This is a genomic window from Sporolactobacillus shoreicorticis (assembly GCF_024125445.1).
In the GTDB taxonomy this organism is placed as follows: domain Bacteria; phylum Bacillota; class Bacilli; order Bacillales; family Sporolactobacillaceae; genus Sporolactobacillus; species Sporolactobacillus shoreicorticis.
This window is the reverse complement of sequence record NZ_JAMXWM010000017.1, coordinates 1-19,729: the sequence shown is the minus strand read 5'-3', so window position 1 is coordinate 19,729 and position 19,729 is coordinate 1. Positions and strand designations below refer to the sequence as shown.

The 19,729-nt window shown below is 42.6% G+C and carries 25 protein-coding genes and 1 riboswitch; of the genes, 10 read left to right on the top strand and 15 right to left on the bottom strand.

The genetic code is table 11. From position 1 onward, the window contains the following. The first annotated feature begins 13 nt into the window (after nucleotides 1–13). Complete coding sequence (gene leuD, locus NIE88_RS13865) at nucleotides 14–604, top strand: 3-isopropylmalate dehydratase small subunit (RefSeq protein ID WP_253062965.1); 591 nt, start codon at nucleotides 14–16, stop codon at nucleotides 602–604. Between the two features lie 579 nt (nucleotides 605–1,183). On the opposite strand, the gene thiE is transcribed toward leuD, so the two are convergent. The 10 genes from thiE to NIE88_RS13815 form a co-directional block, all read right to left on the bottom strand. Next, nucleotides 1,184–1,840: a thiamine phosphate synthase gene (thiE, locus tag NIE88_RS13860; protein WP_253062963.1), complete on the bottom strand. Its 657-nt coding sequence runs from the start codon at nucleotides 1,838–1,840 to the stop codon at nucleotides 1,184–1,186. Beyond that, the gene (gene thiD, locus NIE88_RS13855; RefSeq protein ID WP_253062961.1) at nucleotides 1,833–2,645 is read right to left on the bottom strand and encodes a bifunctional hydroxymethylpyrimidine kinase/phosphomethylpyrimidine kinase; all 813 of its coding nucleotides are present in this window, start codon (nucleotides 2,643–2,645) and stop codon (nucleotides 1,833–1,835) included. The genes thiE and thiD overlap by 8 nt, the downstream gene beginning before the upstream one ends. Beyond that, complete coding sequence (thiM, locus tag NIE88_RS13850) at nucleotides 2,642–3,454, bottom strand: hydroxyethylthiazole kinase (RefSeq protein ID WP_253062960.1); 813 nt, start codon at nucleotides 3,452–3,454, stop codon at nucleotides 2,642–2,644. The genes thiD and thiM overlap by 4 nt, the downstream gene beginning before the upstream one ends. After that, nucleotides 3,429–4,139 (bottom strand): thiaminase II, encoded by a 711-nt coding sequence (tenA, locus tag NIE88_RS13845; protein ID WP_253062959.1) that lies wholly within the window; start codon nucleotides 4,137–4,139, stop codon nucleotides 3,429–3,431. The genes thiM and tenA overlap by 26 nt, the downstream gene beginning before the upstream one ends. Nucleotides 4,140–4,212: 73 nt before the next feature. Next, a riboswitch (TPP riboswitch) is annotated at nucleotides 4,213–4,311 on the bottom strand. A 32-nt stretch (nucleotides 4,312–4,343) separates the two neighbouring features. After that, a complete protein-coding gene (locus NIE88_RS13840) occupies nucleotides 4,344–4,571 on the bottom strand; it encodes a DUF896 domain-containing protein (RefSeq protein ID WP_253062958.1) in 228 nt (75 codons plus the stop codon). 147 nt (nucleotides 4,572–4,718) lie between these two features. Continuing rightward, on the bottom strand, nucleotides 4,719–5,312 hold the full coding sequence (locus NIE88_RS13835) for a DUF2441 domain-containing protein (protein ID WP_253062957.1): 594 nt from the start codon (nucleotides 5,310–5,312) through the stop codon (nucleotides 4,719–4,721). 428 nt (nucleotides 5,313–5,740) lie between these two features. Next, complete coding sequence (locus tag NIE88_RS13830; RefSeq protein ID WP_253062956.1) at nucleotides 5,741–6,241, bottom strand: hypothetical protein; 501 nt, start codon at nucleotides 6,239–6,241, stop codon at nucleotides 5,741–5,743. A gap of 81 nt (nucleotides 6,242–6,322) precedes the next feature. Then, nucleotides 6,323–7,255: a proline-specific peptidase family protein gene (locus NIE88_RS13825; RefSeq protein ID WP_290446496.1), complete on the bottom strand. Its 933-nt coding sequence runs from the start codon at nucleotides 7,253–7,255 to the stop codon at nucleotides 6,323–6,325. Nucleotides 7,256–7,322: 67 nt separating this feature from the next. Beyond that, complete coding sequence (locus NIE88_RS13820; RefSeq protein WP_253062955.1) at nucleotides 7,323–8,600, bottom strand: MFS transporter; 1,278 nt, start codon at nucleotides 8,598–8,600, stop codon at nucleotides 7,323–7,325. An 85-nt stretch (nucleotides 8,601–8,685) separates the two neighbouring features. Then, complete coding sequence (locus NIE88_RS13815; RefSeq protein ID WP_253062954.1) at nucleotides 8,686–9,258, bottom strand: winged helix-turn-helix domain-containing protein; 573 nt, start codon at nucleotides 9,256–9,258, stop codon at nucleotides 8,686–8,688. Nucleotides 9,259–9,444: 186 nt separating this feature from the next. Between NIE88_RS13815 and NIE88_RS13810 the strand changes: the two genes are divergently transcribed. Continuing rightward, a complete protein-coding gene (locus NIE88_RS13810; protein WP_253062953.1) occupies nucleotides 9,445–10,281 on the top strand; it encodes a hypothetical protein in 837 nt (278 codons plus the stop codon). Between the two features lie 111 nt (nucleotides 10,282–10,392). Here NIE88_RS13810 and NIE88_RS13805 read toward each other — a convergent pair whose 3' ends face one another. Continuing rightward, the gene (locus NIE88_RS13805) at nucleotides 10,393–10,695 is read right to left on the bottom strand and encodes a rhodanese-like domain-containing protein (protein ID WP_253062951.1); all 303 of its coding nucleotides are present in this window, start codon (nucleotides 10,693–10,695) and stop codon (nucleotides 10,393–10,395) included. Between the two features lie 604 nt (nucleotides 10,696–11,299). On the opposite strand from NIE88_RS13805, the gene NIE88_RS13800 reads away from it, so the two are divergent. Continuing rightward, nucleotides 11,300–12,226, top strand: coding sequence for a DMT family transporter (locus tag NIE88_RS13800; protein ID WP_253063064.1), 927 nt, complete (start codon nucleotides 11,300–11,302; stop codon nucleotides 12,224–12,226). 49 nt (nucleotides 12,227–12,275) lie between these two features. Here NIE88_RS13800 and NIE88_RS13795 read toward each other — a convergent pair whose 3' ends face one another. Together NIE88_RS13795 and NIE88_RS13790 are read right to left on the bottom strand one after the other, a co-directional pair. Beyond that, nucleotides 12,276–12,728: an NAD(P)H-dependent oxidoreductase gene (locus tag NIE88_RS13795; RefSeq protein ID WP_253062949.1), complete on the bottom strand. Its 453-nt coding sequence runs from the start codon at nucleotides 12,726–12,728 to the stop codon at nucleotides 12,276–12,278. A 433-nt stretch (nucleotides 12,729–13,161) separates the two neighbouring features. Next, on the bottom strand, nucleotides 13,162–14,412 hold the full coding sequence (locus NIE88_RS13790) for a L,D-transpeptidase (RefSeq protein WP_253063062.1): 1,251 nt from the start codon (nucleotides 14,410–14,412) through the stop codon (nucleotides 13,162–13,164). Nucleotides 14,413–14,961: 549 nt separating this feature from the next. On the opposite strand from NIE88_RS13790, the gene NIE88_RS13785 reads away from it, so the two are divergent. Beyond that, nucleotides 14,962–15,801 (top strand): aldo/keto reductase, encoded by an 840-nt coding sequence (locus NIE88_RS13785; RefSeq protein ID WP_253062947.1) that lies wholly within the window; start codon nucleotides 14,962–14,964, stop codon nucleotides 15,799–15,801. Nucleotides 15,802–15,854: 53 nt separating this feature from the next. Here NIE88_RS13785 and NIE88_RS13780 read toward each other — a convergent pair whose 3' ends face one another. Further along, nucleotides 15,855–16,163, bottom strand: a complete 309-nt coding sequence (locus NIE88_RS13780) for a DUF6506 family protein (RefSeq protein ID WP_253062945.1) — start codon at nucleotides 16,161–16,163, stop codon at nucleotides 15,855–15,857. A 489-nt stretch (nucleotides 16,164–16,652) separates the two neighbouring features. Here NIE88_RS13780 and comGC point away from each other — a divergent pair, with 489 nt between their 5' ends. From comGC to NIE88_RS13750, 6 genes are all read left to right on the top strand, one after another. Further along, nucleotides 16,653–16,979: a competence type IV pilus major pilin ComGC gene (gene comGC / locus NIE88_RS13775; RefSeq protein ID WP_253062943.1), complete on the top strand. Its 327-nt coding sequence runs from the start codon at nucleotides 16,653–16,655 to the stop codon at nucleotides 16,977–16,979. After that, nucleotides 16,969–17,421 carry a competence type IV pilus minor pilin ComGD gene (gene comGD, locus NIE88_RS13770; protein WP_253062941.1) on the top strand — a complete coding sequence of 151 codons (453 nt, stop codon included), beginning with the start codon at nucleotides 16,969–16,971 and terminating at the stop codon, nucleotides 17,419–17,421. Before comGC ends, comGD begins: the two co-directional genes overlap by 11 nt. Next, a complete protein-coding gene (locus tag NIE88_RS13765) occupies nucleotides 17,402–17,731 on the top strand; it encodes a hypothetical protein (protein WP_253062939.1) in 330 nt (109 codons plus the stop codon). Before comGD ends, NIE88_RS13765 begins: the two co-directional genes overlap by 20 nt. After that, the gene (gene comGF / locus NIE88_RS13760; RefSeq protein WP_253062937.1) at nucleotides 17,728–18,168 is read left to right on the top strand and encodes a competence type IV pilus minor pilin ComGF; all 441 of its coding nucleotides are present in this window, start codon (nucleotides 17,728–17,730) and stop codon (nucleotides 18,166–18,168) included. Before NIE88_RS13765 ends, comGF begins: the two co-directional genes overlap by 4 nt. Then, nucleotides 18,161–18,547, top strand: a complete 387-nt coding sequence (gene comGG, locus NIE88_RS13755) for a competence type IV pilus minor pilin ComGG (RefSeq protein ID WP_253062935.1) — start codon at nucleotides 18,161–18,163, stop codon at nucleotides 18,545–18,547. The genes comGF and comGG overlap by 8 nt, the downstream gene beginning before the upstream one ends. A 104-nt stretch (nucleotides 18,548–18,651) precedes the next feature. Continuing rightward, nucleotides 18,652–18,855, top strand: a complete 204-nt coding sequence (locus NIE88_RS13750; protein WP_253062933.1) for a YqzE family protein — start codon at nucleotides 18,652–18,654, stop codon at nucleotides 18,853–18,855. 46 nt (nucleotides 18,856–18,901) lie between these two features. Here the strand turns inward: NIE88_RS13750 and NIE88_RS13745 are convergent, their stop codons facing one another. Next, a complete protein-coding gene (locus NIE88_RS13745; protein ID WP_253062931.1) occupies nucleotides 18,902–19,624 on the bottom strand; it encodes a class I SAM-dependent methyltransferase in 723 nt (240 codons plus the stop codon). Nucleotides 19,625–19,729 lie beyond the last annotated feature (105 nt).

Below are 19,729 nucleotides of genomic sequence, written 5' to 3'. Positions count from 1 at the left end.
GGGGAACGAAAAAATGGAACCATTTCAAACATTTGAAGGACTCGTCTGTCCACTTGATCGTACGAATGTAGATACCGATCAAATTATTCCGAAACAATTTCTTAAACGCGTCGAACGAAAAGGCTTCGGCTCTTGCCTTTTCTATAATTGGCGCTTCGACGAAAAAGGAAACAAGAAGCCGGATTTTGTTCTCAATCAGCCAGAATATGCGCAATCATCCATTCTTGTCGCTCGTGACAATTTCGGTTGCGGTTCGTCACGGGAACATGCGCCGTGGGCGCTTCAAGATTATGGTTTCCGAGTGATTATCGCGCCAAGCTTTGCTGACATTTTTTATAATAACTGTCAAAAGAACGGCATTCTCGCCATTCGGTTTGGCGCTGATCTTATCGACACATTGATTCGGCGTGCCACTCAAGAGTCCTTCATGCTCACCGTTGATTTAGAACAGCAAAGACTGTCTGCGCCAAGCTTTGACGCGAAATTCGTAATTGATCCGTATCAAAAAGAAGTGTTGCTGAAAGGATTGGATGAGATCGCAATCACCATGACCTATGAAGATGAGATTGCGGCTTACGAAAAGAAACAAACAGCCGCTCAATAAAGAAATATTGATTTTCGACCTCCTGACTGGGAGGTTTTTTACAAGATAATAAAGTTTAGTATTCAGCCTGTTGATACGACAATAAGGTCATAAGTTGGGCGATCAGGTAAGCGCCCAATCTGCGAAATAACCGGAAAAATTATTCTTATTTATCCGTGAAGCAAGCGCTATGATGCATATAACCGGAGAAACTCCGCTTATTTTACTTCGTTACTTAATGAAGAACCAAAGTGATTTATGAAATAGAAATGTCTGTTCAAGGTTGATGATTCAAAATTCCATTTGGAGCTAAGGAGCTTTCGCTAACAATAAAAGAACTTTCGCTAAATACGCATACGTCCTGTACGCAACGCGAAAGCCACGGCATTCTGCGGAAGTAAAGACCGGGCGCTTTTTGCCCGGTTTTTCTTATTATTTGTTGTTGAGCGCGGGATTGTCATGTGCCAATCCACATAACTATAATACCCATTCCTGAATTCAGGAATATAATCCTTGGTTTCTCCTTGCGTTACCTAATAAGCATGAAAGCAGAACATTCACCTAAAACGAATGCTCTGCTCAAATCGTGCAATGCCAAAATCAATACATATTCAGTTCAGATAAAAAACGATCCACTGATTTAGCAGGATCGGGACTTTTTGAAATGGCTGAAATAACGGCAACACCTGCTGCCCCTGCGGAAAGAATGGTGGAGACATCATTAGGGGTTACCCCGCCAATTGCGACGGTTGGCAATGGATAATCTCGTTTTGTGAGTTCTCTGAACAGCTTATCACCTACCGGCGACTCGGCATCGGCTTTTGATTGCGTCGGTTTATAGGGACCGACACCAATATAATCGGCACCGTCGGCATGAGCATGCTCGGCCTCCTCAAGCGAATGTACAGAAACGCCGAGCCACATATCAGTTCCAATTCGGCGGCGGACTGTCTGCGCCCCCTCATCCTTTTGCCCGACATGCACGCCATCGGCACTAAGCTTTAACGCAAGTTCTACATCATCATCAACAAAAAAAGGGACATGGTAATTCGCGCAGAGCCGGCGCGCCGCTTGAGCGAACGCAATTCGTTCCGCCTCTTTCAAAGATAAAGGTCCTTTTTCCCGCCATTGATAACAGCTGACTCCCGCCTTCAACGCGATTTCAAGTGTCGTTAACGGATCATAAAGCCCGATGTCCTGTGAGCCCATGACAAAATACAATCTTAGTGCTTTTTTCAAATCAAGTTCCTTACTCATTTTTTCCGTCATCCTCTCGTAATAACCAATGGGCAACCGGGCCATGACCATGACCGATTTCAGGTGCTTGAGCGATGGCACGTGTCAGGAGCTCTTTTGCCGTGCGGACACTTGTCTCTAAATCATTGCCCTTTGCCCATTCCGCCGTAATTAAGGAGGAGAGCGTACATCCCGTACCATGGGTATGCGGTGTATGAATACGATCTGCTTCAAGCCATACCGTCCGTTTCTTCGTGACGAAACAATCGCGTGCTCGTTCCGGATTTGCCTCGTCATGTCCACCTTTCAGCAGCACCGCTTTAGCGCCGCGCTTGATAATTTGCTTTGCCGCCAGTTCACGATCCGAGTCCGAATGAATCACAAGTCCTGACAAAACCTCCGCCTCCGGAGTATTCGGCGTTATTAAATCAGCGAGCGGCAACAGCTTGCGGCTGAGTGTTTCGATTGCTTCGGGAGCAACAAGGTACGCTCCCCCCTTTGCAACCATGACCGGATCAACAACAAGAGGATGCCAATCATAGCGGCGGATGGCGTGCACAACAATTTCAATTCGCTGCGCGTCAACAAGCATCCCCGTTTTAACGGCGGAAACGGTAAAGTCATCCGCTAATGATTCCATTTGCCGGGTAATTGCTTCGAGAGGCATGGGATAAACGCCTTGAACACCCTTTGTATTTTGCGCCGTGACAGCAACCACTACCGACATGCCGAACACATTCCGCTCTTCGAAAGTTTTTAAATCTGCTTGAATTCCCGCACCACCGCCGCTGTCTGTTCCTGCAATCGTAATCACTTGTGGTCTCATGAGCGAGCCACTTCTTCAAAAGCAGCATATCGCCTAATTTTTTCTTCAGTCAATAAATACAGCTCATCCATTAATTGTTGGCGAAAAGATCCGGGTCCCGCGCATTTCTCTCCCGCCAGCTGTCCAGCAATCGCGTAATTTACCGAAGCGGCGACCGACGCCTCGAGGTAATTTGGTGAAACGGCGGCATAAGCTGCTTGAATCACGCCGTTCAAGCAACCGGAACCGGTCATATAGGGAAACAGCGGATGACCGTTTTTTATGCAATACGTCTGCTGTCCATCTGTGATCGTATCCGCAGCTCCGGATACTGCGGTAACGGTGTGCCATTTGCGGGCAACGCGTTCTGCTATCGCCACAATGTCGCCATCACCTTCTCCGGCATCGACTCCTTTGGCTCCCCAATCTTCTCCGGCAAGAGCAGCAATTTCACCTGCATTACCGCGGATTATCGCGATATCCAGCTCATCGAGCAGCTTTTGTACTGTTTGAAGTCTGAATTCAGTTGCACCGGCGCCGACCGGATCGAGAACAACCGGAACACCTGCCTGATTCGCGGCATGTCCGGAAAGCAGCATGCTTTGAATGGAATACGGTGTCAGGTTACCGATATTAAGCTCAAGTGCTCCGCTAATGGCAGCGATTGTTTCAACTTCTTCATGTGCCTCAGCCATGATCGGAGACGCACCGACGGCAAGTGCCCCATTCGCTGAATCGTTAATTGCAACACGGTTGGTAATCACATGCAGCAATGGTTTTTTCTCGCGTACTGCGCGCATTAAATCAATCAATCGTTGAGTAGAAATCATGAACATCCTCCCCTTTCTTTTGTTCCGGCCAATCACTGCGCGCAGCTCCCATATCCCAGAATCGAATTTCATAGTAGCTGCTTTGCATAAAGATATGGATCATATCATAGCGTTCTGCATCGGTCGCGTCTTTGCTTGCTTCATCCCACAGAGCGCGTTCGATGAGTACATTTTTTTCAATATCTTCACTGCTGTACTCGGCAATCCAATCTTGAAAAACCTTTACTTGCGGCCGAGCATCTTTTAATTGCAGTCCAATTTCATAGTAGAGCCAAGGACACGGCATTAACGCAGCCAGCGAATACCCAAGCTTTCCTTTACTTAACACATGGTAGAGATGACTGACATATGCGTAAGCATCCGGAGCCGGACGGAACGCCTTCCATTCCTGATCACTGATCCCAACCGTCTGAAACACGCTTTGATGGAGCTGCAATTCTCCTTCAGCCAAACCGTTTCCTATTTTGAGAAGCTTTGAGACCGCTGTCGCATCATCCGTTTGCGCGGCAGCCATGCCATGAAGTTTGGCAAACTCTCGGACATAATACGCATCCTGTTTGATGTAAAAGCGAAAAGAATCCAACGCTAACGTTCCGTGCTTAATCCCTTGCACAAAAGGATGATTAAAGCTCTTTTGCCATAATGCATCGCTTTGCTTACGTGCCAGTTTTGAGATTTCTTTCATTTCGTCACTCTCCCTATTTAAGGCAAAATTAAAACCGCTTTCGCAATGAAAGCGGTTGATCACCATGAATGAAAAGCTGGATCAGCCACTTCCCTACGCCGGCATCACCCGGATCAGGTTCAAAGGGTCTTGACAGAGTCAATCTCAGCTTTTCGCTCCCCTAGTGGAACATTTATCTAATTTTATTCATCGTAACATAAGCGCTTACTCTTGTTCAAATGATTTGCGCAACGCTCTCGCTTTCTTCGGTGTGATGTCCTTTCCTTTTGGATCGACCACCTTAATTTGAGAAAGCTGCTGTTTAAAACGCCGACGAAAATTTTTCAAATACTGCTGCCGAAGTTCCGCCTGCCACTTTTTTTCCTCTGTAGTCAATGGCCGCTCTCTTGAAAGACGAGCTAGCTGATTAATTTCGTCGATCAATGCACTCATTTTTTTCAAGCCACTCCTTTATAACGCTCTCGTTGCATTATCGCATACTCGCCAATTATAATTCAATCGATCCCAGTACTTTTTATTTTCACCTACATGTTTTTTTTCGTTCACCGATTTATCTTTTTTAACTGAGTTCAGAATGGTTCAAACGGAGAATTCCTCAATAATTTCTACCACTTCAATTTTCCCGCTGCTCAGCAGTTCGGGAAGCTCATTTTTCACATTTCCTTGCCAATATTCTCTGGCCTGTTCCATTTTTTGAGAGAAAGGGACTCCGTCTTCCTTTGGTAAACGATTCCCATCACCTTCAAAAAAATTTCCATTGACCCGCAGCTTAACAATCTGCAAAATGTTTCGATGATATGAATCAAATATTTTTTTCCATTTCAAAACATCTTCATAACTTTTCGCAGCGTATAAGCAGGACAATCTTGAAGGGTATTCAGGAAATTCTTGCAATCTTACCATTTCTACAACCACTTCTCTAATCGCTCGGATCGTTTGACCAATATACTTAATCGCTACTTTGGCATTTTCTTCATTCAGGTTCAAGCCTTTACTTGTATCATGATTTTGTAGAATTTGAATAAAGTCTTCCCCTTTAGCATTCAATTGCTCTCTCTCAAAAAAGAAGTGATATAAGGTATTTTTTTGATTTTTGTCAAAGTTAATGATCTGCCCGCGGCTCATCTTTTTTCGAGTAACAATATGATAAACATACAGTTCATTCGCTTTCATGACATGTCTCCTATTAGCAGTCAAAATAATTAGCAATACAACTTTCATCCTACTGGTGCGCGATGTATTGCTTTCTTCAAGCGCTTTATTCCATAGAAATCTCTCTGCTTATTTTCCACCGGTAACCAAGACCTGTCATGAATTCAGATTCAGTTACATCAGCTTGACGAACCAAGTAGCATGGACTGGCGGCATCTTAATCATCTTTTCGTTAGTCAAACTGCTGGCTTAATCCTATAAAAATTAAAAGATCCGGCAACGATGCCGAATCATCGTTGAAAAGCGCGTTACAATGACAACGTACTGAATAAAGAAATTGCAGCCGCCATCATCATCCTTACGCGCACCACATAAGCAAAAAGCAGAGCGGTGAGCATCAATCTGCCGGTAATAAGGGACGTACAGGCCACGCCTCTTAAAAAATCATGTCACTGTTCCCGCCATTTGGCTACTTGTTTGTCGATTCTTTTTTGTAATACCTTAGTTATCGCCTGTTGATTGTTAATGTCCGTCGCTTGTTCCGCGTACTCCTTTGGGAACATCTCCTTAATCGAGTCTGTAGATTTGCTGCCGTCCTCAGCCTCTTTAAAACCAACAACCTTATAATTATCGTCTACTTTTTTTAACTTGACACATGCAAGAACCGAACCGCCATCAACTTCTGTCTCTTTGTCTCGTTTAAATTCTTCGTAAAGATAGTAGAGATAAACCTCAATGATTCCGTTATCCTTTTTTCTTGCTCCGTAAATTTTGTGTGCCTCGAACTGCTGGTCGACTTGTTCAGAAAGATCTTTGTTATAAGTCAAGATGTAATCCGATACCACTCGATTCATCGATTTCGTAACCTTCACCGGTTCACCTTGATCGGTGCAACCAGCAACGAAAAGACTTATGATCAGAAAAGAAAGCAGCCATTTTTTCTTTTTCACGCATTCTTCCTCCTTCGTATCATCTACTCGAGTCGCAAAAAATAGATCCACCCTTTTACGGGGTGGATCAACGCGTTTCTTTCAATCATGAAATTTATTGTTCTCGACATCCTTAATAAAGGTCGCGAGATGATCGAAGTAAACCGGTGCGTTGTCAATCATATGATGGTGACCGCCTTCCGGTGTTGTGGCAAGCCGGGCATGCGGAATGGTTTCAGCCATCCGCCGAGCAGCGGCAAGCGGCATCGTTTCATGTTCGCCAAAAGTGATCAATGTTGGCACGGTAATCTCCTTCAACCGATCACGCACATCCCAATCTTTAAGTTTGCCGGTCACAACAAATTCGTTGTCTCCTTGAAACGCATTATAGACAGGGGTCGCCATGGTTGGTGACAGATGTGAGATCGCCATCGGCTGCTTGCGATCGACAAAGCCTTCATTCAAAATATCCACGTAGCCTTGGTAACGATCATTATCGTAGTCATTCGTCGCCTCGCATTGTTTCATAAACGCAACCGCATCGGCGGGCAAGGTGTCCTCACGGATTTTATTGATATTGGCAACATATTCATCAATGTTATCCGTCATCGAGGAGATGATTGCACCCTTTAAATGTTCGCCGTATTTCAATGCATACAGCTGAACCAGCGCGCCGCCCCAGCTCTGACCGATAAGATAGAATTGATCCAATCCCAATTTTTGCCGAACCTCTTCAACTTCATCAAGAAAATAGTCATAGGTTAAATACTTCTCAGCGATCTCCGGATTTGAGTAATCCGGCTGGTCCGAATAAAAGGAACCGAGTTGATCGTACATGTGAACTTGACTATTTAATCCTTGTTCGGCAAGCTTTTCCGCAAAATTTTCATAGTATTCATGATTGCCTCCCGGTCCCCCGTGCAGGCAAAGTAAATGAATAGTGCCGCTTCCTTGAGTATTTGTCCAAAGATGATACCCGTTGTCCAAAGTTAAAATGGTTGTTCCTTGTTTCATATAATCACCTGATTTTTCCATTAATGACTTGATCATAGCACGAATAGACTTGATTTGCTCAGATTTGCCAACGTCCGAGGGCGATCAATCATTCGACAAAAGTTCGTTTATCCGCTGCGCCATCTTTTGATTTTAAATTTTGTTCATGAATCAACTGTTTATACCCTTTTGTACCGATCAATCCCAGAGATACTGCGGTCATTGCCACTCCCGCTATAATTGTGACCTGAATCATACCGATAGGGGCTGTGAGCGTGCCGCCGACGAGCAGGCCGATAATGCATCCAAGATAGGTAAACATCTGCATGATGCCTACTGCCCGTCCCCTAAAGGTCGGAGGCGTGACAAGCAGAAAAAGTGAGCTGACCGGAACATTCAGACACGAATTAAGCAATCCAATGATACTGATCCATATAAAAAGAGCTGCAAGTCCGAAAGTCGCTTGAAGGGCATGAATAAAGAAAATAAGTGTCATCCATATGCCGAGAATCGTCCCGGAAGTGATGATAAATTTGCCCGGGTTGATGCGTTTGATCAAGAGCGGTCCGGCAAACGAACCGAGAATCGCGCCGATCCCGCCAACGGATTGAAGCAAACCATACTGAAATCCGTTTACATGAAAAATTTGCAGCTCGATCGATACCGATGTTGCATTAAACACACCCGCTGCTAACATTAAAACAAATACAATGACAATTAAAAATTTCAGACTTTTTAATGAAGAAACCTCTTTTAGCCCTTTACCGATAGAAATTAGCAGCGATTCATGAACCTTGCTTTCAATAAGTTTACGATTTGCTTTTCCATAGCGTGATGAAGCAAAAATGAATAAGGCCGAAATGAAAAAGGTAAGCAGATCAATCATCAGAATTTCTCTGCTTTGAATCATGAGAAGCAATGCGCCGGCAATAGGCGGACCAATCAAATCGGCGGACTGACTCGTCGCTTGAGACAAACCGATCGCCTCCGATAGTTTCTGCTCCGCCACAAGTTCCGGCAGATAGGCCGTCTTTGCCGGTCCGTAAAATGCGGCAGCAGCCCCTTGAATAAAAATCAGAAAAATAAGCAGCCATGCATAATCTAAGGAAAAAATCATTGCTCCGACAATGAAGAGTTGCAGCCATTCACTGCTGATCATAATGACGAACTTTGGCATACGGTCGGCAATTGATCCTGCGAAAAGACCGATTAGAACCATTGGCACCATTTGAGCAAGTAAGACCATGCTGATCATGAAAGCATTGCCTGAATGCGAGCCGATATGATACACCAGCACAGTCAGTGTAAGCGCATTACCGAAGCGCGTCGTCAAAGTTGACAGCCAAAGCATGAGATAGCCTTTGTTTTGAAACAGTAAGTTTTTCATTTAGCTCGCCTTCTTAATATGAATGAATAAAATATTATGTATTATTTTTTTAATACGTTATGTAAAAAAAAGAAAACTTTATGGTTTAGTTTGATTCTGATTTCGGGCCAGTCGGAAACAGCGTCAAATTAATATAATAATCCCGGGTTGATTCATCGGTTTCACGCTGACTTAATCGCTCCAGTTGTTCATGAAGGTCAATGATTTTCTCAGCAATTTCTTTTCTCTCTTTGGCGGTCAGGGAAAGCGTTAATGAAACTTGGACTAATTCCGGTTTTTCGAAATTTGCGCCGGTCACTTTTTCACGCATTTCATCGATCGCCTCTATAGCGCTTTGCCTCATGATACTATCAAGTTTTGATGCCTCCTCGCCATTGATGAGAGCAGCCACCTTTCGCAGAGAAAAGCGCTGCGCAACAGGCAAGTAAAATTTCTGCTGAATTCCGTTTTTCAACTCAGTTCGCACCACTTCTACCAATCCGACGCGTTCTAATTCAGTGAGGTGATACCGCACTTTAGATGGAGACATGTGAAACTCATCGGCGAGCATTTTTCCTGTTTTCTCCTTACCGTAGAAAGACCATAGAAGTTTGATTCTAAAGGGTTCACTAAACACTCTAAGCTGTTCTAAATCTTTGATCGAGTATACTTTTTCCAAGAAAAACACCTCATCGTACAATAAAATTATACGTACAAAATAATTTGCACGTTCAATATCACTACTATATTCCTTAATCAATTTTTTGTAAAGAAACTGCCTCTAAGATAGCCATCAACCCCTAATTCTGTTTTTTTGGCAACTAAAAAGGGTATTATTTAAGTATTGAGGAAAGAAGGGATGACGATGAAAAAAATAGTAATAATTGTTGCATGTTTGCTCGTATTCTCATTGATAAACGGCTGTTCGCAAGGCAGCGGAGACGGCAGCACATCAGTACATCAGTCTTCATCAAGTCAAGCAGACAGTTCTTCGTCAAAAGCAGGCAGCAGCTCCAGTGTGCAAGATAAAAATAATAGCAGCACTGCGCCGAAAAATAAGACAGAAGAGAAGCAATCATCTGAGAAAATCGGCACGCTGAAAAAAACACTCGCTGATGTCAGATTACTGTTAAAAAAACACACCCCACTGCTCCTTCCGCAAAAGTTGCCGATTGAAAACGGAAGCTATGTTTCAGCAGTCGTAAAAAATCAAGCCAGTGAATTTACAATTACATTCAAACAGACCGGCACTCCATTAAAGGTCAACGACAAAGCACTATCGAAAGCAAAAACAATTGCGACAATGACAAGACAGATCTACTCAAACGAGTCTGAGGCCGCTAAGCAAATGACCTACCATCAATACGGAAGCTCTGACGGTGAAGCTGTCCCGCTCGGACATCAAATTACAGGTTATGCCGATGCGGGGGCAGGAACTGCGGGAATTTCTTGGAATGAAGGCCGTTGGACGCTCGCGTCTTTGTCGCCGACTTCTGAATCCGCTAAAGGGCAACAATTAGCGCGGTTTATCGTTGACTATTTGGAGGAACACGCTCTGCCGGTTCCTCGACAGTATGGCCAAATTCAGGCATATACAGATAATCGCCAGAGCATGATCCGATGGCAAGACCGAAAGTCCATTTATGAACTAACCGGCAATGATCCCATGGTGCTTCTGGAAATAGCGGTATCAATAAAATAAATGGAAAGTGTTTATGTCTCTATGTATTTTACTTGGTGTATTTCTGTTCTTCCATAAATCGTCGCCTGATATCTCTTTCCAAATTGTATATGGTCCTTTGCAGCATCAGTTTTAATAAACAATTTGACCGTTCCAGGCAATCATTCCGCCCATCATATTTTTCACGTGATAGCCATAAGCAGCAAGCAGCTTGGCAGCAAATTCACTTCTCACGCCTGCATGGCAAACGAGAATATGTTCTTTAAATTTATCAATTTGATTCAGTTTCGACTGAATGATGTTGACCGATATATTAACCGCACCAGGAATATGCCCCTCATCAAACTCGTCAGCTTCGCGAACATCAATGATGCTGACGTGTTTTTCTTGTTGACACAGCCGTTCCACTTCTTCCGCAGTAATTTCTTCGTACATTCTGTTTCCCTCCAAAGCACTTCATTTTTCTAGACAAAATAAGTTTACATCTCGGTACTTTCTGATGCATTTCGAAGACGATCATTATCAACATCACCATGCGCAAAAATGACCATGTATGTATTTCGTGCATTCTCGAACGGAATTTGCTGCAGCATAAAACCGACCGGAGCGCGAAAGCCTTCCTCGCAATCAGGATAATCATAAATGTGAGCGTCCAATTAATGCTGTTCGATCATGAAGAATCCCCAAAACAAAGAACGAAGATCCTAGACACCATTTCACCTCTGTAATGAATTTTCGAGTACATTCAGGCCGTTTTTCTCTATAAAAAACAAAAAAATCACTTGACCGATAAAACACGACTAATAGAGACTTCAATGATGCTTATTTAATATTCTTGTGGAAGTCTCTGAGCCGCAAAAACAAACTAGGCTTTTTTTCTCTTGATTAAAATTCACTCTTACGCACCGGGCAACCAGTATATCATCAATCAGCAATTTTAGTAATTAAAAAAAATAATGAGAAACCTGACGTTTATGATAGAATCAACTTATCATCTTTTGTACAAACCTCAGGAGCTGGAGTGGTCGATCTGGAATCAATGAAACGCAAGTACTTATATATTATTCTCTTTTTTGCCGCATTTTCGCTTTCCGCTTCAGCTATTTTTGTTAAATTATCGGATGCCCCGTCGACAATTATTGCCGGCTATCGCATGCTTATTTCAACAGCAGTATTGTTGCCTTTCCTTTTGTTCAATACAACGAGCCGAACAGCACTACGACAATTGTCTGCAAAGCAATGGCTTCTCGGCATACTGGCTGGATTCTTTCTTGCCGCCCACTATGCGCTGTGGTTCGAATCACTCCGATTCACCTCTGTCGCAAGCTCGACCGTACTCGTCACCTTGCAGCCGTTATTTGCCTTTATCGGAGGTTATTTTCTTTTTGGAGAAAAAATAACCCGCCAAGCACTATTCGGCGGACTTCTGGCGATTTCAGGAAGCACGCTAATCAGTTGGCAGGATTTCCAAGTAAGCGGCGCAGCATTTTTCGGCGACATACTTGCATTCATCGCAGCCGGATTAATCACTGGATATTTTTTTCTTGGTCAGGGACTGCGAAAGCAGCTGCCGCTCATTCCCTACGTATTGATCGGGTATGGCAGCAGTTCTGTTTTACTGCTCACTTACTCGCTGCTCAGTGGATACTCACTCATCGGTTATTCGGCGAATAACTGGTTATGGTTTGCATGTCTCGCTCTCATTTCAACCGTTTTCGGGCAGACCATTTTCAATTGGCTGCTAAAGTGGCTGAGCACATCAACGATCTCAATGAGTATTGTCGGCGAACCGATTGGAACCTGTGTTCTTGCTTATCTCATTTTGGGACAAGGTGTCACACTCCAGCAAAGTATTGGTATTCTTGTCATCCTTACCGGAATTACTATTTTTCTATCCAAAGGCAGAGAAAAGCAAAGCTCAGTCACTAAATTCGTTTCCAACAAAGAACAGAAGGCCGCTGATTAAGTCGAATTCCAATTGTATGGGGTTCATCTTGCATCGGATTTATTACGGATCACAATCCAAAAATAGTCTTTAAATGAACTTTTAATTGCTCCGCATATACTTGAGCATCCGGATTTTTAATAACATCATGAAACGACACGCTCGGCAGTTTGGTCAAGCCAACAAAGGCTTGAGTATCATGAAATACTGCAAGTACTTCATCGACAGAGCGGCCGTTGAAAAAACTGCCAGGGGCGTCAAATACATCTTTCGGTGCGTTCCAAGTCGTGGACAGTAAATAACTTTTTCCCTTCAGCAATCCACCTCTTCCGTACTCGGATACACTGGAATAGAAAAGGCCGTAATTGTAAACGTCTTCGATGTAACGTTTCAGAGCAGCAGGTGCCGCAAACCAGTAGATCGGAAATTGGAAGAAAATAACATTCGCCTTCACCCACTTGTTTTCTTCCTTCCTGACGTCGTAGCCGTCAACGACAACTGTCGTGTGTCGTGAGCACTTCATAGCCTTTATCGCCCAAATATCCGGCTGCCGTATCGCATAGAAATGTATTCAAGTCTCCTTTTGCAACATGATCGTACCGTGTATCTTTCCATTAATAATCAACACCGTTTTTAATCCCATTTAAATCGCCCCTGAATTCTAATTTTGTGCGCTTATTTGACTATTCTCTGCCGCATCTGTTGTATCCTTCTTAAAATAGCTTGACTGCTGATGCTTTCTCGTTTGTTCACAAAAGCAAAAAAGCCATGGCGCTATTCACAGTCAATGTAAAGAAAATAGTAAAGCTCATGGGGTAAAGAAGCAGGGTTTTATCTCTCCAGTCAAAGGAAAAGGCAACTCAAAAATGAATTTTTGAGTTGCCTTTTCGATAGCATTATTCAGTTTTTCAGTGGCTTTCAGATTTCAAGTTGTCTTAATCGCTTATTCTATTAATCTAGTAAATAATCACCGGTTCGTTTTGTTCGAGATTATCATAAACAGTTTTCATTATAGACGGAGGAGTATTCACACAGCCACCTGATCCCTGCGTTAAATAGGCATCTTTTTTCCAGTTTCTTCTCCAACTGGCATCATGGAATCCACAGCCGCTGAGTGTGAACGGTGCCCAATAATCAACCTTCACTGAATAATTAGGATTGCCTGCCTCACTTCCTTCAAGCGTTGAAGGCGATTCCTTATACATGATATACCACAGTCCCTTAGGTGTATCTTCATTTGTATCATGGCGTCCGGTCACTACGTCAGTAGTTACAACGAGTTTGCCATTTTTATAGATCCATATTTTTTGTTCCGAAATAGATATTTCTGCATAGCTGTTTCCAATTCCGTTATTCGTTGTGTTATGATAACCAATTCCATAGGTACTGTATCCGACACCATAGACATTGTAGGCTTTCAGTGACGTTTTTCCATTTTCAAACGCCTTCTGAATCCGATTGGTTTCCTTGCTTACATTCAGCGCCCATCCGTAGGATTGTCCCTGAACTGAAATAACTTTGCCTGTATGTGTCTTAAATGGAGATTTCTTATTTAATGTTGATTGGTTCTTATTGATCTCTTCAATTTTATTTTTCAGCACACTTGGATCAATAGTCACTTTCATATTCGATGTTGCTTTTGCATTTTTGATCAACTCACTTGCTTTCAGCGCGTAAACTTTATTTTGTACCGAATAATTTACGCTCTGATTCAAGAGCGATTTAAGTATTTTAGTCTCATTTTCAACTATTTTGCTGTCTTCCTTAATCGGATGCAGGCGCCATGCCGTCAGATGAATTTCACTGTTGTACTCCTGCTTGTCATAGGCACGCATGAGCTTCTCCACGTCATATTGCCTGCCGGCTTCACTTTTAGATACCTTCAGATCTCCATCTTCTATGTAGGCATAGGCGTCTTTTGGTGCTTTCAATTTTTTGTTTAATTGTTTTAACCGGGATTCCACTTGTTTCTTTAGTGTACCTGATCGATAATCGTCGTTTTCTGCCGGGTTAAGTGCATAATTTTTTTTCTTAAATGATGGCAGCCAAGTCTGCTGCTTTTTAAAAACTCGATTCACGGCCGCTAAATCTTTTTTCGTAAATTTAGCTACTGTATTCTTACCGTTGATAATCTTCTCATCCCCAATAAAAACATCATTTTTTAGGGATTGTGCAGCTAACTTAGTCACTACTTGTTCGGGTTTCAGATGGCCGACTTTGACACCGTTAATCGTTACATTTGTATTAAAATGTGTGGCTTGAAAGTAACCCATCAGTCCGAAAACAAATATTGCAAGAATCAGAGCACTGCTGCTTACAATAATCACATTTACCTTACGAATGATCGTTCACCTCAAAAAGATTAATTTATCAATTAACGTTCCATGTTATGCTTTCGTTTTAAAAGATATTCGTTATTTATAAGATATATGAGTATAAGCAATTTAACAAGGATTTATTAATAATGAATTTTCTGATAGATCGAGTTTAAGAGGCAGAGGCAATAAATGATAAATTATTCAATCAATTGGTCCTATTTTTCTACGTTAATTTCCATAGGGGCTATCATTTTTTAACCCGGACCCTATCCTTGAATTGATCTAGATTCAAACCAACACCTTTTTTACTAGTTAGATACAGCTGCTGTACTCTCTTGCTTGCTCGTTCGTTTGATTGGAAATTCATTTACGAAGCCACTTTATTAGACTTGGAAAAATGAGGATGCTAAACTAAAAATGAAGGAGGAGAACGATTTAATGACAACTATTCCACAAAAAACACTTAACGATGGATTGCAATTGCCTGCTGTTGGTTTCGGTACCTACAAACTGAACGGCGCCTCAGGCATTAATTCCATATTAAGTGCCATTGACACAGGTTACCGTTTACTCGATTCGGCATTTAATTACGAAAATGAAGGCGCGCTTGGTGAAGCGGTACGACGCAGTTCCGTCTCACGTGAAGAATTGATCATTACCTCCAAATTGCCCGGACGTCATCATAGCTATGATGAAGCGATAACGACAATCCAAGAATCACTCTTTCGAGCAGGACTGGACTACTACGATCTGTATTTGATCCATTGGCCGAACCCAAGCAAGGATTTATATGTAGAAGCATGGCAAGCGTTAATCGACGCACAGAAATGGGGCTTGATTCGTTCCATCGGTGTCTGCAACTTCCTGCCCGAACACTTAGACCGCCTGATAAAAGAAACTGGCGTCACCCCAAGCGTTAATCAAGTTGAACTGCATCCTTATTTTTCACAGGAGCAACAGAGAGCGTATGATAAGGAACATGGTATTCTAACCGAATCATGGAGTCCATTGGGGCGGGCAAACAAATTATTGCAAGATCCAGCGATAAAAAAAATTGCCGATGCACATGAAAAATCTATACCTCAGATTATCCTGCGCTGGCATGTACAGCTTGGTGCCCTTCCGTTGCCAAAATCATCTTCACCGAAGCGTCAATTAGAAAATCTTTCACTCTTTGATTTCTCACTGAGCGATGAAGAAATGCAAACGATTGGAAAACTAAGTCATCCGCATGGCAGAACCTTTGATCAGGACCCTTCCAGATATGAAGAATTTTAAATTTCATGAAAAAATGGTCGAGCCTATTTGCCCGGCCATTTTTTATACACTTCTCAATGAAACACGTGATCACCGCTCTGAAATCCAAGGCCGGGATGATGATCAAAGCGCACAACACCAACCGAAGCCTTCCCTGTAACCGCAGCCGAAATTTTGCCTACGCCTTCATTTCCGAATCCGCCGCATAATTCAATACATTTCACGCCATCATCAGCCAGCGCCACAGCCGCCTTCACTGCTTCTTCATAATTCTTTACTCCAACCACTTTCAGGTTAATAACAGGAGTCCTGATCTGGGCCTGAGCATGTGACGTGTCAATTTCGGGACCGATAAAAAGAAATGCTGCTTTTACTTCTGCCATCTCTCCCACCCTCTCTAAAATAACTGATTGCTCTATAAGAGCATAACATTTGTGTATGCGTTTTCAAAATAATTTAGTTCACAGTTTCTTAGTCATTTCATGCCGTTCAAAATGAAGTATTCATTCATTTGCCACATTTTTTTCTGCATAAGAAAAGGTAATTGTCTAAGGATGTCGAAATTATTACCATTGGGAAGGTTTTTGCTATTTGTGGTTCATAATTATGGAGGTGATCGAAGACTCGACGTTTCTATTCAAATGAGTTAGGAAGTTGATAAAGTTTTCACTTTGACTGGTCATGAATAAGATTCCGTTTTTTTCCAACATCCGCAACCTCTGCTTCTTTTAACCCTCTTTCCTGCATTTCTGTCTCTCATAAATAAATAACTGAATCTGCCGTTCCGCACCATTTCCAACATGTCTATTTCAAAAAACGCATTAGCATTAACCTTGTCCATTTTTTAATCCCACCATAAAGGAGTTCTTCGCATGATCAAAGCCTTTAACAAATTTGTTTTTGCCTCGCAACGCGGATTCACACTAATTGAAATGATGATTGTATTGTTCATCATATCCATATTGCTTTTGATTGCTGTCCCCAATATGACTAAATCAAATGATGTAGTGATGAGTAAAAGCACCGATGCCACCGTTAAGCTGGTTCAAAGTCAATTAGCTGCCTATCAGATGGATCATGATGGAGCGCTACCAGACAGTCTGAATGACCTCATCCCCGACTACGTCAGCAGTGTCAAAGCATCGGACGGCACACCACTAGTTTATGACAAAGTAACCGGTGAAGTCAGTGCACCATAATAGAATTTTCACACAGGATTTCGGGTTCACACTGATTGAAGTATTGATTGTCTTATCAATCGCCTGCATCCTTACCCCCATTTCTTTTTTCGCTTTTTCTCATCTATCTGATGAAGTAACACTCAGACATTTTATGAGCGAACTTGATGAGACCATTCATGAAACACAGGTGGGCGCAATCAGCGAATCTGATGTTGCCCGAATTGTCTTCAATAATTCCGGACATTTTTATTATGTCGCGATTAAAGATAGAGTTGAACGCACCGAAATAAATCCCCGAATTACAATCTACAGCGGCTATCAGGAGAATTCAATTATGATTAATCAGTTAGGCCATTTTTCAACGATAAAAACATTTACAATATCATTGGGAAGCATTCGCTATCGGCTCGTATTGCTTCTTGGTCAGGGCAGATACTACTATGAAAAAACAGCAGGATGAACGCGGGCTTTTCCTCCCAGAAGCCATGACCGCACTTGCCATTCTCACCCTTCTGATCCTTATTGCCACTCCGCTGCTCGTGCACGTTGATCAAGAACGGCAGCTTGTCAAGCAGAACCACGAGGCTGTCAGCTTGCTTCGCTATCATTTAATGTCGTGGAAATCGGATGGTGCTATTTCCGATAAACCTGAGACCTCACAAGATTTTCATATCAAATGGATCGAAAAAAATGAGCACTCTGTCTGTATAAGTATCAGCTGGAATTACAAAGGACACATGCATAAAGTCATTGGAGAAGCTAAAAAATGAAAAACCAAGCAGGCTATACGCTGTTATCCATGATGCTCGCCCTCTCTGTTTTTCTGATCATCGTTAGTCTAGCCGTCAATGTAACAGCATTCATGAATCAGCGATTCCAGCCACAATGGGACACCCAAAAGGAAACACGGTTATTTTTTATACAAACAGCAACAGAACTGCATTTCTCTCACCAAGTATCCTGTTCAACGGATCATCGGATGCTGACAATGAAAAAAGGTACGGATTATGTAAGCTACGCATTTATGACAAACGGACGGATCATCCGTCAAGTGAACAGAATGGGCTACGAGATTGTCCTTCAGCAAGTCAAAAGTGCAACGTTTCAATCGGATGGCGAATTTATTTCCATTCGCGTAACAGATAAAGCGAATCGCCATTATTATTGGGATGATCGACTCTATGTCAAGGATGATGCTGGTGATTAAAGGATGGAAAAATAATCAAAATGGATTTGTTCTACCATTAACAATGATCTTGTCACTCATACTTCTCGCCTTTGTATTCCATGCACTCCTGATTCTGAACAGCGACCGAAAGTTTTATCAACAATCATATGCTCAATTTCAGCTCCAACAATTACGCGAATGCGCGCTTATCGATTTTGAACGTGAGCTGGCATCGTTAACGGAACAAGGAACATTCGTTTATCGCAACGGTACCGTCCAATTTAATATCACAGAAATCGAAGATCATGTGATCATTAGATTTACGCTGATTACTGATGATCGTAAAGAGATTGACCAGATGACCTATTCTAAAAAAAGCGGAAAACCGATAAAATGGATGGAACGATTAATCCAGTGAATCCATGCCTTCGAACCTCAAGAAGAAACAATGCCTGTTTTTCATGAATCAATTGTTCTCTTTTTGGGCAAAGTAAAAGTAAAAAGGCGAAGGAGCAAAGGATTATGAAATCCGATGAGTATGTTCGTTTTTTAACCGAGCAGTTTGTTCGTTACATGGAAACCCCTCGTGATGAAAGAGCGAAGGCCCGCATGGAACATAAAGCGAATCGCCCGCCATTGCGCAATCAGCTTTTTGGGCAAATTCCCGATGCGATTGAGAGTTATGCTGCTCAGATCAGCGAGCACTTTAAAAAAAGAAAAAAATAACCCGGATACGTATCCATTTCGTATGCCGGGCATTTTTTTACTCGATTTACTCACATGGCCTGCTCATCGTGAATATGCGATAAGTAAGCACATCCTTGAATTTCTGCATCATTTGCATATGCTCAAGCCAAACGTCAATTGCTTCTTCATCAATGATACTCGTTAAATTATAGGTCGGAAGTACGTCTTCTGAACGCGTCTTCATTTCATCAGCGTGAAACGAATTCATGTCCACGAATCCTGCATTCTTCCAAATAGACAGCCATTCGGGTTCTGTCCGGACATCACTGACCCCGTAAACCGACTCGATTAGGCCTTTATCGTCCGCGTCAAGCTCTTTCTCAATAGTCATTTCAATAGCAGCAAGCAGGCCACCAAGCTTCAATACCCTAAAATATTCCGGAACAGACAGAGAGACATTGGTAAACGCAGTCACAGATTCTGAGAACAGGCAATCAAAGCAGGCGGATTCAAACGGCAGTTTTTCGGCGGAAGCCTGTATAATTTTGGGAGCAGAAAAACTTAATGCCGCACGTGCTTTTGCTCGTTTAATCATACCCGGATGCAGGTCAATCCCCGTTACATCGGCTTTCAATTTCTCAGCAAGGAATACGGTGGTCGCACCGGTACCACAACCTACATCCAAAATGCTGCTCTTCTCACGGATCTTTAGTCGCTCAATAATTGCCTCTGTCAAACCATGACCTCCAGGATGCGCATTGTCTACTGCCAATTTTGCAAGAAAATTGATATATCGATGATTAGGCACAGCACATACCTCCTCGCTGTTTCTCATAATGCCTATCTTATGAGGAACAGCAGTTAACGTGCGCCCGCATCTTTACAAAAAACCACGATCCTGCCCTATTTTAGG